14 protein-coding genes and 1 pseudogene are annotated in these 13,136 nt (G+C 54.3%); 9 read left to right on the plus strand and 6 right to left on the minus strand.

Features of this window, described 5'->3' with window-relative positions; all coding sequences use genetic code 11:
- Positions 1-99 precede the first annotated feature (99 nt).
- The 7 genes from argT to nhaC all read left to right on the plus strand — a co-directional run bounded on the left by argT (position 100) and on the right by nhaC (position 6,969).
- Entirely contained in the window at positions 100-882 is a 783-nt protein-coding gene (argT, locus tag H7R56_RS07510; protein ID WP_106924251.1) for a lysine/arginine/ornithine ABC transporter substrate-binding protein ArgT, read from the plus strand.
- 222 nt (positions 883-1,104) lie between these two features.
- Positions 1,105-1,887, plus strand: coding sequence for a histidine ABC transporter substrate-binding protein HisJ (hisJ, locus tag H7R56_RS07515; RefSeq protein WP_106924252.1), 783 nt, complete (start codon positions 1,105-1,107; stop codon positions 1,885-1,887).
- Positions 1,888-1,951: 64 nt separating this feature from the next.
- The gene (locus H7R56_RS07520) at positions 1,952-2,638 is read left to right on the plus strand and encodes a histidine ABC transporter permease HisQ (RefSeq protein ID WP_106924253.1); all 687 of its coding nucleotides are present in this window, start codon (positions 1,952-1,954) and stop codon (positions 2,636-2,638) included.
- Positions 2,635-3,351, plus strand: coding sequence for an ABC transporter permease (locus H7R56_RS07525; protein ID WP_106924254.1), 717 nt, complete (start codon positions 2,635-2,637; stop codon positions 3,349-3,351). The genes H7R56_RS07520 and H7R56_RS07525 overlap by 4 nt, the downstream gene beginning before the upstream one ends.
- A gap of 7 nt (positions 3,352-3,358) precedes the next feature.
- Complete coding sequence (gene hisP, locus H7R56_RS07530) at positions 3,359-4,132, plus strand: histidine ABC transporter ATP-binding protein HisP (protein WP_106924255.1); 774 nt, start codon at positions 3,359-3,361, stop codon at positions 4,130-4,132.
- A gap of 201 nt (positions 4,133-4,333) precedes the next feature.
- Positions 4,334-5,551, plus strand: coding sequence for a trans-sulfuration enzyme family protein (locus H7R56_RS07535; protein ID WP_106924256.1), 1,218 nt, complete (start codon positions 4,334-4,336; stop codon positions 5,549-5,551).
- The gene (nhaC, locus tag H7R56_RS07540) at positions 5,548-6,969 is read left to right on the plus strand and encodes a Na+/H+ antiporter NhaC (RefSeq protein WP_106924257.1); all 1,422 of its coding nucleotides are present in this window, start codon (positions 5,548-5,550) and stop codon (positions 6,967-6,969) included. Before H7R56_RS07535 ends, nhaC begins: the two co-directional genes overlap by 4 nt.
- Here nhaC and H7R56_RS07545 read toward each other — a convergent pair.
- The 6 genes from H7R56_RS07545 to H7R56_RS07570 form a co-directional block, all read right to left on the minus strand.
- The gene (locus H7R56_RS07545; RefSeq protein ID WP_106924258.1) at positions 6,957-7,502 is read right to left on the minus strand and encodes a GNAT family N-acetyltransferase; all 546 of its coding nucleotides are present in this window, start codon (positions 7,500-7,502) and stop codon (positions 6,957-6,959) included. The genes nhaC and H7R56_RS07545 overlap by 13 nt on opposite strands.
- Before the next feature lie 67 nt (positions 7,503-7,569).
- Positions 7,570-8,127: a helix-turn-helix transcriptional regulator gene (locus tag H7R56_RS07550; protein WP_106924259.1), complete on the minus strand. Its 558-nt coding sequence runs from the start codon at positions 8,125-8,127 to the stop codon at positions 7,570-7,572.
- A 17-nt stretch (positions 8,128-8,144) separates the two neighbouring features.
- Positions 8,145-8,375 carry a hypothetical protein gene (locus H7R56_RS07555; protein ID WP_106924260.1) on the minus strand — a complete coding sequence of 77 codons (231 nt, stop codon included), beginning with the start codon at positions 8,373-8,375 and terminating at the stop codon, positions 8,145-8,147.
- Positions 8,376-8,597: 222 nt separating this feature from the next.
- On the minus strand, positions 8,598-9,494 hold the full coding sequence (locus H7R56_RS07560; protein WP_106924261.1) for a TIGR01777 family oxidoreductase: 897 nt from the start codon (positions 9,492-9,494) through the stop codon (positions 8,598-8,600).
- Between the two features lie 21 nt (positions 9,495-9,515).
- Complete coding sequence (folX, locus tag H7R56_RS07565) at positions 9,516-9,878, minus strand: dihydroneopterin triphosphate 2'-epimerase (protein WP_106924262.1); 363 nt, start codon at positions 9,876-9,878, stop codon at positions 9,516-9,518.
- A 54-nt stretch (positions 9,879-9,932) separates the two neighbouring features.
- On the minus strand, positions 9,933-10,841 hold the full coding sequence (locus tag H7R56_RS07570) for a LysR family transcriptional regulator (protein ID WP_106924263.1): 909 nt from the start codon (positions 10,839-10,841) through the stop codon (positions 9,933-9,935).
- A 103-nt stretch (positions 10,842-10,944) separates the two neighbouring features.
- On the opposite strand from H7R56_RS07570, the pseudogene H7R56_RS07575 reads away from it, so the two are divergent.
- Together H7R56_RS07575 and yfcF are read left to right on the plus strand one after the other, a co-directional pair.
- Positions 10,945-12,363, plus strand: a pseudogene (locus H7R56_RS07575) (aldehyde dehydrogenase family protein).
- A gap of 125 nt (positions 12,364-12,488) precedes the next feature.
- Positions 12,489-13,133 (plus strand): glutathione transferase, encoded by a 645-nt coding sequence (gene yfcF, locus H7R56_RS07580; protein ID WP_106924264.1) that lies wholly within the window; start codon positions 12,489-12,491, stop codon positions 13,131-13,133.
- The last annotated feature ends 3 nt before the right edge of the window (positions 13,134-13,136 follow it).

Below are 13,136 nucleotides of genomic sequence, written 5' to 3' on the forward strand. Positions count from 1 at the left end.
GCGAAAGGTTTGGCACAAAAGATGCAGAGTCAGGTTTGCAGACACAACACAACATAACGATATCGCAGTTAACAACATCACGATTTAATAGGGGAACGTATGAAGAAGACGGTTCTTGCTCTCTCTCTGCTGCTGGGTCTCAGCAGCGCTGCCAGCGTCTTTGCCGCACTGCCGCAGAGCATTCGCATCGGTACCGACACCACCTACGCACCGTTCTCATCGAAAGATGCCAAAGGCGATTTTATCGGCTTTGATATCGATCTGGGCAACGAAATGTGCAAACGTGCAAGCATCAAGTGTACGTGGGTGGGAAGCGATTTCGATGCGCTGATCCCTTCGCTGAAAGCGAAGAAAATCGATGCCATCATTTCTTCATTGTCCATCACGGAAAAACGTCAGCAGGAGATAGCCTTCTCTAACAAACTGTATGCCGCTGACTCACGCCTGATTGCCGCCAAAGGTTCGGCAATTAAACCCACGCTGGACGCGCTGAAGGGTAAACACATCGGCGTTCTTCAGGGTTCTACCCAGGAAGCCTACGCCAATGAAAACTGGCGCAGTAAAGGCGTCGACGTGGTGGCCTACCAGAACCAGGATCTGATTTACTCCGATCTGGCCGCCGGGCGTCTTGACGCCGCGTTCCAGGATGAGGTGGCCGCCAGTGAAGGCTTCCTCAAGCAGCCAGCGGGCAAAACGTTTGACTTTGCGGGCCCATCGGTGAAGGACAAAAAATTCTTTGGCGACGGGACGGGCGTTGGCCTGCGTAAAGATGACGTAGAGCTGAAGGCCGCGCTGGATAAGGCGTTGGCCGAACTGCGCGCCGATGGCACCTACGACAAAATGGCGAAGAAGTACTTCAACTTTAACGTCTACGGCGATTAATCCGCCGGGTGTGTCATCGTGGTGCAGATAAATCGCCATGCACCACGGTGGTGCATTTTTTGCTCGAAAGTTGCGCGCAGTTGCATAATTAAGCATTTTTAATGAGAAAAATGCCAGCCGAAAGGGCAGAATGCTTTGCCTTGATGGGCCGAAAGATGGCACGATAACCGCTCAGATAATTTCTAAAAAACCCACAAGAATTACTGTCTGTTGAGGATGATTATGAAAAAACTGGCGTTATCTCTTTCTCTGGTTCTGGCGCTTGCTTCTGCATCGAGCGCATTTGCAGCAATTCCGCAAAAAGTGCGCATTGGTACTGACCCAACGTACGCACCGTTCGAGTCAAAAAATGCCCAGGGCGAATTAGTGGGTTTTGACATTGATCTGGCCAAAGAGCTGTGTAAGCGCATCCAGGCACAATGTACCTTCGTTGAGAACCCGCTGGATGCCCTGATCCCCTCGCTGAAAGCGAAGAAAATCGATGCCATCATGTCATCGCTGTCGATCACTGAAAAACGTCAGCAGGAAATCGCCTTTACCGACAAACTTTATGCGGCCGATTCGCGCCTGGTGGTGAAAAAAGGTTCTCCGATTACGCCGGATATCGCCACGCTGAAAGGTAAGCGCGTCGGCGTATTGCAGGGAACGACCCAGGAAACCTACGGTAACGAGCACTGGGCGCCAAAAGGCATCGAAATTGTCTCCTACCAGGGCCAGGACAACATCTACTCTGACCTGACCGCTGGCCGTATCGATGCCGCGTTCCAGGACGAAGTGGCGGCGAGCGAAGGCTTCCTGAAGCAGCCTATCGGTAAAGACTACCAGTTCGGCGGCCCGTCGATTAAAGACGAGAAGCTGTTCGGCGTCGGTACCGGTATGGGCCTGCGTAAAGGCGACACTGAACTGCTGAACGCGCTGAACAAGGCGTTTGCTGAAATGCGTGCCGATGGCACCTACGACAAGCTGGCGAAGAAATACTTCGATTTTAACGTTTACGGCGAGTAATCATCACTAGTAACCCGTCGCTTTGCACGCACAGAGCGACGGGCGTCAAGACAGGACTGGCAGCATGCTGTACGGGTTTTCACAGGTAATTTTTCAGGGCGCTCTTGTCACCCTTGAGCTGGCCGTCAGCTCGGTGGTTCTGGCCGTGCTTATTGGGTTGGTTGGCGCGGGAGCTAAGCTCTCCCGAAATCGCGTGCTGGCGTTAATTTTTGAGGGTTACACCACGCTGATTCGTGGGGTGCCCGATTTAGTGCTGATGCTGCTGATTTTCTACGGGCTGCAGATGGTGCTGAACGTGATCACCGATTCACTCGGCGTCGATCAGTTTGATATCGACCCGATGATCGCCGGTATCATTACGCTCGGTTTTATCTACGGCGCTTATTTCACCGAAACTTTTCGCGGTGCCTTTATGGCGGTGCCGAAAGGGCACATCGAAGCCGCGACCGCCTTTGGATTTACCAGCGGGCAAACTTTTCGGCGCATTTTATTTCCGGCCATGATGCGTTACGCGCTGCCGGGGATAGGCAATAACTGGCAGGTGATCCTCAAGGCGACCGCGCTGGTGTCGCTGCTGGGGCTGGAAGATGTGGTCAAGGCGACCCAGCTTGCCGGTAAAAGCACCTGGGAGCCGTTCTACTTCGCCATTGTTTGCGGGGTGATATATCTGCTGTTTACCACCGTTTCCAATGGCGTACTGCTGCTGCTCGAACGCCGCTACTCCGTAGGCGTGAAGAGGGCCGATCTGTGATTGAGATTATTCAGGAGTACTGGAAAGCGCTGCTGTGGAGCGACGGCTATCGTTTCACCGGCGTGGCTATCACTCTATGGCTGCTGGTGCTGTCGGTCGTGATGGGCGGCATTATGGCGCTGTTCCTCGCGATTGCTCGGGTTTCCAGCAATAAATATATTAAGTTTCCGGTGTGGTTGTTTACCTATATTTTCCGCGGGACGCCGCTGTATGTGCAGCTGCTGGTGTTCTATTCCGGGATGTATACGCTGGAAATCGTGAAAGGTACTGAGCTGCTAAACGCCTTTTTCCGCAGCGGCCTGAACTGTACGGTGCTGGCGCTCACGCTCAATACCTGTGCCTATACCACCGAGATTTTCGCCGGGGCGATTCGTTCTGTGCCCGCGGGGGAGGTTGAGGCGGCGCGAGCCTATGGTTTCTCGTCGTTTAAGCTTTACCGCTGCATTATTCTGCCGTCGGCGCTGCGTATTGCGCTACCGGCTTACAGCAACGAAGTGATCCTGATGCTGCACTCGACGGCGCTGGCGTTTACCGCCACCGTTCCTGACTTGCTGAAGATCGCCCGCGATATCAACTCGGCAACCTATCAGCCGTTTACCGCTTTTGGCATTGCCGCCGTGCTCTATTTGATTATCTCGTATGTGCTGATTCGCCTGTTCCGTAAAGCGGAAAAGCGCTGGCTAAAACATATGAAACCGACTTCTACGCACTGAGAACATGATGGCTGATAAAAAACTAAACGTAATCGATCTGCATAAACGCTACGGCGAGCATGAGGTGCTGAAAGGCGTTTCGCTGAAAGCTAACGCTGGCGACGTCATTAGCATTATCGGTTCGTCGGGCTCGGGCAAAAGTACGTTCCTGCGCTGCATTAACTTTCTCGAAAAGCCGAGCGAAGGCACGATTATCGTTAACGGGCAGAATATTGGCCTGGTCCGCGATAGCGACGGTCAGCTCAAGGTCGCGGATAAAAACCAGCTGCGCCTCCTGCGTACTCGCCTGACCATGGTATTCCAGCATTTCAATCTGTGGAGCCATATGACGGTGCTGGAGAACGTCATGGAAGCGCCGATCCAGGTGCTGGGCCTCAGCAAGCAGGAAGCGCGCGATCGCGCGGTGAAATACCTGGCGAAGGTGGGCATCGACGAACGTCAGCAGGAGAAATACCCGGTACACCTGTCCGGCGGCCAACAGCAGCGCGTGTCCATTGCTCGCGCCCTGGCGATGGAGCCGGAAGTGCTGCTGTTTGATGAACCGACTTCAGCGCTTGACCCGGAGCTGGTGGGTGAGGTGTTGCGCATTATGCAGCAGCTGGCTGAAGAAGGGAAAACGATGGTGGTGGTGACGCACGAAATGGGCTTTGCCCGCCACGTTTCATCGCACGTGATTTTCCTGCATCAGGGCAAAATTGAGGAAGAGGGCAATCCGGAAGCCGTATTCGGTAACCCGCAGAGCCCGCGTTTGCAGCAGTTTCTCAGCGGCGCGCTGAAATAAAAATAAAGCCGGTTAACCCCGGCTTTGTTTTTAATTGTACTTATTTAATTTAATCATATTTTATATGGGTTTTGTGTGATCGCCAAGAGGCGATTCTTTTTGTGTATGCCGTACTTAAATTATTAATGGCAATAAGATAAAGGTTTTAATAGTTGCGAGGATTAGTATTTCCCGAAACACGCACAGTAAAGGGAAATAACGATGACACGTTACGAAAGTTTGTTGCTGAATAATGGAAATGTTTCGCCAGAAGATTATGTAACTTGTTCCGGTATTAATGAAAATCATGAGGCTTATTTTGGCGCGGTAGCACCGCCAATCATCCAGACCAGCCTATTTGTGCAGGCTAACTATCAGCAGTATTGTGATGATATGCAGCAAGAAACCCGGCGTTACATTTATAGCCGTGGTCTGAATCCCACCGTGCAGATGGCAGAGGAAAGGCTGGCTCGGCTGGAAGGTGGAGAAAGCGCACGCTGTTTTGCATCTGGAATGGGGGCCATTAGCGCGGTGATTATCGGCCATTTAAATCATGGCGATCACATTTTACTGGTCAATCAAGTCTATGGGCCTGCCGTGGAGCTGGTGAAAGCGCTAGCGCATAAATACGGTATTCAATTTGATGTTGTACCGGATGGTGACGTGGCGCTTATTGCGCAAAAAATTAAGCCCAACACGCGCATGATTTACACGGAGTCGCCGGGCACCATGACCATGAAGGTGGTAGATTTACGTGCGATAGCCAGCCTGGCGTCTCACCATGGCATTATCACGGCTATTGACAACACCTGGCCGACGCCGCTGTACCAGAAGCCGTTGAGCCTTGGCTTTGATATTGTGATTCATTCCTGTACCAAATACCTTGCCGGGCACAGCGATATTCTGGCCGGGGCGGTGATTACTTGCGCTGAGTTGATGGAACCAATCCGCGATTTTTCCCATCAGCTATTAGGCGGCGTGTTGGCGCCATTCAGCGCGTGGCTGTTATTGCGGGGATTACGAACTTTACCGATCCGCATGCAGGCGCATCAGCAAAATGCCATTGCCGTGCTCGAGTGGCTGAACCGTCGTGATGATGTGGAAAATATTCGCCATCCATGGCTGGCATCGCCGCAGGAAAAAGAGATTATTCGGCGTCAGATGAGCGGATTTTCCGGGCTCTTTAGCTTCGAGTTAAAACACGCGGATTTTCATGATGTGAAGCGCTTTATTGATGCCTGCAGGGTATTTAAAGTGGGGTGTAGCTGGGGTGGCTATGAAAGTCTGATTATTTCGCCCAATCGTGGATATAACCAGGCTGCGCTGGATGAGTCGGGTATCTCTCGGGGGCTTATTCGTCTTTCCATCGGTCAGGAGCCGGTGTCGATATTAATTAACGATCTCGATAATGCTTTTAAGGCATTAAGGATGCCAATATGACTATTCGGCAGCCTTCGTTTCCTTCGGCATTAATTATTTTATTCATCATTTTTATATTTTTTCTCGCCGGCGTTGGTATTTTGGGTTATCCGGTTGAGTTTGTATTAATAATGGTGACGCTTACGACCGCTGGCTACGCGTATTTTTATGGTGCGCGTTGGAAGGATATTGTTTCACTGTTTATGGAGAAAATTAAAGATGCCGTTCCAGCTATGCTGATTCTGTTGTCAATTGGTATGCTGATTGGCTGCTGGATTGTATCAGGCACCATTCCGCTGATGGTGCTGTACGGGCTGGACATGGTGAGTCCCCATTATCTCTATTTGACGGCTTTTCTGGTAACGGTATGCATTTCCCTGTTTACCGGCACCTCCTGGGGAACGGCGGGGACGATCGGTGTGGCGCTGATTGCGGTTTCGTCTGCGATGAACGTTTCCCTGGCGGTAACCGCGGGGGCCATTATCTCCGGTTCCTATTTTGGCGATAAGCTCTCGCCGTTATCGGATACCACCAATATGGCCGCAATGGCGGCAGGCGTAGAACTGTGGCAAAGCATTCGCAATATGATGTATACGTCGCTGCCAGCGTTTATTTTTGCCTGCGCAGGCTTCTGGTGGGTGGGGCAGGATTTAGCGCCGTTGAACGAACAGATCGACAATATCAGCGTGATGCGGGAGGCATTGCAGCAACTGTTCTGGCTTAATCCCCTCTGCTTGCTGCCGGCTTTGTTGGTTTTCGTGGGGGCATTGCGGAAGTGGGACACCACGGTGGTTCTGGTCGCTTCTTTATTTTTTGCACTTCTCCTGGGGGGCATTTTCCAGCCAGTGAGTTGGCCTGATATGGTGCAAGCGGCCATTAATGGATTTAAAAACAGCATGCTTACGCCATTTTCCACGATTGCCCGCGATCCCGACGTTGCAACAAATCTTACTGTTTTACTCAACCGTGGCGGCATTTATTCCATCGTCAGCCCCATTGTGGTCATGTTATGCGCATTTTTGTTCGCCTCCGCGCTGGAGGCATCAGGAGGGCTTAATGTGGTACTACAGCGACTTGTGAAGAAGTTGAGTTCCGTTACGCGCGTCATCCTGGCAACGCTCTTCTCAAGCACACTGCTAGTGGCTTGTACGGGCAACGCGGTGATTAGCTTTTTTCTGGTCAAAAGTATGTATGACCCCTGCTATGATCGGCACAAGCTGCATCGGGTCAACATGTCACGGGCTATGGAGTCGGGGGCGACCTTGCTGGAAGGTCTTTTCCCGTGGACGATTTCCGGCATGTTTATGGCAAAAACGTTGGGCGTGGCGACGCTGGACTATCTTCCGTGGACATTTTTTAATTTGAGCTGTTTTGCGCTGGCGCTGATGTATGCGTTTTTGGCAAGATGGAGTCGTTTTGGGACACGCTACGTTGAGTAACCCATGTTTTCGGGCCTGGACAGTATCATCCAGGTCTGTTCCTCCAGCCGATATACCCAATCATCGTAATCTTTGCCGTTCAGCCGATAGGCTTTTGTCAGCACCTGCGTGCGGATAAAACCGTGCTTTTCCAGCAGCCGCGCCGACGCGTGATTATCGCCCAATACCCAGGCGTTAATCGCCCACAGCCCAAGCCGTTGGAAGCCAAAATCGCATATTGCACAGAGCGCCTCGCTGGCAAAACCCTGACCCTGAGCTTCCGGCAGCAGCGCATAGCCAACATCCGCCTCATGGGGGTTTTTACTGCTGATTTGCAGCCCTATATCGCCAAGCGGCGTACCGTTTTCATCGCGGATAACAAAGATCGCGGGGGAATTGCAGCGTCGGGAAAAAATTGCACCTATCGCCGCTTCGTCCAGTACTTCCCCCATAAACTGCATGACCTCATGGTTTTGTCGCAGCTGAAGAAAGAAGGGCCAGTCGCTTTTATTAAACGGAGAAAGTCGTAGTCGCCGGGTGGTGAGGATTGCCATTTTCCTATGCCATTAAGCCAAATCTGAGGCTGTACTCTAGCACCGGAAGAGAGGGATTGGCACGGAATTAGCCACTGAAGGCGGTCTTGTGTTCCAGATGCTGGAAATAGTGCAGCACCGTTTTGCTCTCCTGAGAGGCGCGAAGCTGTAGTGCCAGGTTGAGGCTATCCAGCGTGCGGGCATGGGCAACCATCGGCGAAGTCTCAGCGATGCGGCCCTCTGTTACCAGCCATTGCACGACTGTCTGCCAGCGCCAGAGTGGGGAGTTACCCTTTACGCGCTGAATGGGCGCAGGAAACTGACCACCACCGCGAGCCCCGTCTTTAAGCAGTGAAATTGCCTGCCGGGAAACGCCGGTGAGTTCGGCAATGTCGCTAAGCCCAACCAGGGTTGAATCAACCGATTCGACCCGCGCATTGAGCAAGGGGGCGGATTCAATATCTCGAATAGCAGAAAGAATAGCCTGCTCTAATGTGTCACTTTCCCGGTCGAAATCAAGATAGACCGCCGTCCCGGAAAAGCAGATCAGGGCATCATCGCAATGCGCATGATAAAGCGCATCTTCAAGATTTGGCGTGCTGCGGCTGACGCCTGAAAGCGTCAGCGTGAAGTTAAATAATGGCATTTTGTTTCTCCCTTGTTCTACGAATTTCTGGGCTGACAGCTCTCGACCATGCGCATGATTTGCCGCGCGTGATGTAGCGGAACGGCAGGTGTCGACCATATGCTCATCATATGATCGCGGTGCTCGGCCGTACCGCACTGCAAACGGCCAAAACAGTGGGCACTTTTACCGCCAGCGATAAACAACCAGCCGTGCTTTAGCGCGTAATCAATGGCCGCCCTGATATGTTTATCTGGATGTTCCTTCATCAGTGGTTCCCGCAGAGTATTGATATTTTGTTGACGAATGTCAACGGTAAGCTGATGCAAAAATGCGCATTGGCCTGTTATGACAAAGCCAGAGGTAACGCGTTGGAATCGGCTTCACGTTTGTATCAGAGGGAGATGCGTTCGATGGCCGAAATGCGTGGCGAATTCCAGAAGTGGGGGAAGGGCGGTGATAGCCGGGCGCCATCACCGTCGTATGAAAACTTAATGGGCGAGAATATCGCCCAGCGCTTCGTCCAAATCGTACCAGCGAAACGCGAACCCGGCGGCCTCCAGCCGTTTGGGGAGCGCGCGCTGACCGCCCAGCACCAGCACCGAGGATTCGCCCATCAGCAGGCGTATAACGGTAGCGGGAACGCGAAGAATTGCCGGGCGATTCAGTGCCTGACCAAGGGCATGAGAAAATTGCTCGTTGCGCACCGGGTAAGGTGAAACCATGTTGAAAGGTCCGCGTAAATCGTTATCCAGCAGCCAGAGAATACCGTTGACCATATCGTCGATATGGATCCACGCCAGATATTGCCTGCCGCTACCTATCGGGCCGCCGAGGCCGAGCTTAAATGGCGGCACCATTTTGCCAAGAATACCGCCTTTTGGGGCCAGAACAACGCCGGTGCGCAGCAGGCATACGCGGGTACGCTCGCTCTGCGCGCTGCTGGCAATTTGTTCCCAGCGGGCGCACAGCTTGTGGGTGAATTCGTTGTGCGGCGGCTCTTCTTCGGTGACCACCACTTCGCCAAGATCGCCGTAGTAGCCGGTTGCTGAACCGGAAATCAGCACCGAGGGTGGCGTCTGGCTCGCCTGAATGAGATCGCTGATGCGCTGGGTGATGGCCCAACGGCTATCGCATAATTTCTGCTTTTGTGCCGCGGTCCAGCGTTTGTCGGCAATGGGCTCACCGGCGAGGTTAATCACCGCGTCAATGCCGTCGAGGCTGGACGGCTTCTCAAGCCCTGGCCAGATCTCAACGCGGGCATCAAGCATTTGCCGGGCTTTATCCGCAGAGCGGGTCACCACGCAAACCGCGTGGCCGAGCGCCAGTAAACGCGGAATTAAATGGCGGCCGATCAGCCCGGTGCCGCCGGTTAGCAGAATTTTCATGCCACCTCCCACAGGGAGCGCTTAGCGTTGCCAGCTCAGGGTGATGGATACTGAATCGGCATAGCGCAGCGCGTGAAGTTTATCGATCTCCACTTCAGCATAAGTGACCCAGTGATGTTCGCGTGCGATATCGAGCACATCCTGCGTTAATTTTTCCAGTAAAGAGAAACGGTTATTTTCAACGTGGCGAATGATGTTTTTGGTAATGGTGCGGTAGTTCAGCGCATCGTTGATATCTTCGCTGCTGCGCGACTTGTCCGCCGGGTAGCGAATTTCCACGTTGATAACGATGTCCTGGCGGTTGGCGATCTCTTCTTCCTTAATGCCGATGAAGGTACGCAGGCGCAGGTTTTTGATGCGAATGACAGCGTCGGATTGAGACATTGCAGGTGTTCTCCTTAATTTTTGTTTTCCAGTGCATCATACACTAAAGCATCTTTATCGCGGCAGGGTCTGGCGCGCGTTCAGTTCGTGCGCCAGTTCAACAAACGCGCGTAGCGCCGGTAGCACATGTCGGTGCCCCGGATAATAAAGGCGCAGGCCGCCAAAGGTTGGGCACCACTCATCCAAAACGCTGATAAGTTTGCCGCTGCGGAGTTCGTCCTGAATAAACCATTCTGAAATAAACGCCAGCCCCAGTCCAGCCAGCGCGGCACGGTGAATGGCCTGCATTTCGCTGACGATAATTCGCGCTGGAATATTGACGGTAAATTTCTGCTGATGGCGCTCCAGTTCCCAGTGGTAAACGCCGCCGTGGGACATGCGCATACCGATGCTCTGATGCTGCTGGAGATCGTCTGGCGAGACGGGCGTACCGTGGCGTTTGAAGTAGTCCGGTGAGCCGACAATCAGCATGCGCGCATCCGGCGTCAGTGCGACGGCAATCATATCCTGCGGGACGGACTCGGCAAGGCGGATACCCGCGTCAAATCCCTCTGACACGATGTCGATAAGCCGTGACTCGGTGGTGATATCCAGGCGCATCTGCGGGTAGCGTTGCAGATAAGTATCAAACAGTTGGAACAGCAGTGAAACGCATTCGCGCGGCGCGTTGATGCGCAGCGTCCCCGTCGGGTTTCCCGGTTCGGCGGCAATCTCCTCGGCGGCGCGTTGTATTTCCGCCAGGGCCGGAGCGATGCGCGCCACGTAGCGCTGGCCCTGTTCCGTGAGCGCCACGCTGCGGGTGGTGCGGTTAAAAAGCCGGACGTTAAGCCGCGATTCCAGCCCGGCAACGGCATTGCTGACGGCGGTCGCCGACATCCCTAACTCGCGCGCCGCGGCGCGAAAGCTCTGCTGGCGGGTGACGGCAAGGACGATTTCAAGTTCGGTAAGGCCGCTGCGGTGCATGATTGTTCCGATTTTCGTGACAGGTCGTCCATATTATACCCTCTTATCGTTACGATGCGCGGCTCCTATACTCCACGGCATCCCACGATGAGAGGACCGAATCATGCTGCACATCAACCAGATTTACATCAACGGCGAGTTTGTTACCCCACACGGTAGTGAGCTTTTTGAGCTGTTTAACCCTGCAACCGAAACCGTGATTGGCGAGGTGCGACTGGCGGATGAAGAGGACACCCTGCGCGCTATTGCCGCTGCGAAAGCCGCGTTCCCGGCCTGGTCGCAGACGACCCGTGAAGAGCGTATTGTGGTGCTGGAGAGAATGTACCTGGCCGTATAGGCGCGAGAAGCCGATCTGCTGGAAGCGCTGGTCACCGAGTACGGTGCGCCATCGGTACGTGCACACTGGATGGCGTCCTGGCCGGCTCAGACGATTCGCTGCGCCATCGATGCGCTTAAGCAATTTAGCTTCGAAGAACAGGTTGGCCGCGCCAAAGTAGTGATGACGCCGGTCGGTGTCGCCGGGCTGATTACGCCGTGGAACAGCGATGCCGGTTTTATCTGCAATAAGCTGGCGACCGCGATGGCTTCCGGCTGTACCGCGGTTATCAAACCGAGCGAAATGAGCGCCTGGCAGACGCAGATTGTGACTGAGGCTCTGCACGCCGCGCATATTCCAGCTGGCGTGTTTAACATTGTCACCGGGCGGGGAGACGTGGTGGGGGAAACGATCAATCACCATCCGGACATCGCCAAAATCTCCTTTACCGGCTCGACGGCGGTGGGCAAACACATTGTGGAAAGCGGTGCCCGCACGCTTAAGCGCGTCACGCTGGAACTGGGCGGCAAATCGCCGACCGTGATCCTCGATGATGTGGATGTGAAGGTGGCGGTACATCTGGCGCTGGAAGCTGGGTTTATGAATAGCGGGCAGGCGTGCATCGCCGGGACGCGTATTTTGGTTCCCGCCTCCCGTCAGGCTGAGTTTGAGCAGGCATTTATCGAGGCGATGACCGGGTTCACCACCGGCGACCCGCGTGATAGTAAGACCGTGATTGGCCCGATGGTCAGCCAGAAACAGTGGCTGCGGGTGCAGGGCTATATTCAGTTAGGTCAGCAGGAGGGCGCGCGGATTCTGGTTGGTGGCGAAGGGCGCGTCGCGGGACAGCAAAAAGGCTGGTACGTGAAGCCGACCATTTTCACCGATGTGAACAACCAGATGCGTATTGCCCGCGAAGAGATCTTTGGGCCGGTGCTGGTACTGATCCCTTATCGCGACGAGGCACAAGCGCTGACGATTGCCAACGATACCGAGTATGGCCTGAACGCGATGGTATTAAGCGGCTCACGGGAACGAGGCGAGGCGCTGGCGCTGCGGATTGAATCCGGCCGCGTGATGGTCAATACCCTTGAGCATGAACCGCTGGCGCCGTTTGGCGGCATGAAGCAGTCAGGGCTGGGCCGCGAGATGGGAAAATGGGGCATGCAGGCCTATCTTGAGCCGAAAACGCTGGTGGTCGGCTGATTGCAAAATCCTCATGTTGCGGACAAGTGACATCACCTGCCAGACAGGCTATGTTGACAGCTATGTTGGATGGACGCGTTCTGCGTCCATCGTTCGTGCATCTCCTGCCCGTGATTGAGGACGCTATGAGCCAGCCTGTGATAACGCTTTGGTCTGATTCCGATTTTTTCTCACCCTACGTGATGTCCGTCTACGTTGCCCTGCAGGAGAAGGGGCTGGCGTTTACGCTAAAGACCGTTAACCTTGACCTCGGCGAGCACCTCCAGCCGGGCTGGCGCGGCTATTCGGCGACCCGCCGCGTGCCGCTGCTTGAGCTTGAAGGGTTTGAGCTCAGCGAATCCTCCGCCATTACCGAATTCCTTGATGAACGCTTCGCGCCGCCGCAGTGGGAGCGTTTGTACCCTCACGATCTGCAAAAACGCGCCCGTGCACGACAGATCCAGGCGTGGTTACGCAGCGACCTGATGCCGATACGCGAAGAACGTCCGACGTCGGTTATCTTTGCCGGTGAGAAAAAAGCGCCGCTGACGGACGCAGGACGCAAAAGCGCAGCTAAACTGTTTGACACCGCCAGTGCGCTGCTTGCCCACGGGCGTCCTAATCTGTTTGGCGAGTGGTGTCTGGCCGATACTGACCTGGCGCTGATGCTCAACCGTCTGGTGTTCAACGGCGACGATGTGCCGGAGGCGCTGGCGGATTACGCTGCCTTCCAGTGGCAGAGGGCGTCGGTACAGCGCTATGTTGCGCTCTCGGCCAAACGCGCAGGCTGAAAA

The sequence above is a fragment of the Klebsiella sp. WP3-W18-ESBL-02 genome (assembly GCF_014168815.1).
In the GTDB taxonomy this organism is placed as follows: Bacteria; Pseudomonadota; Gammaproteobacteria; order Enterobacterales; family Enterobacteriaceae; genus Kluyvera; species Kluyvera ascorbata_B.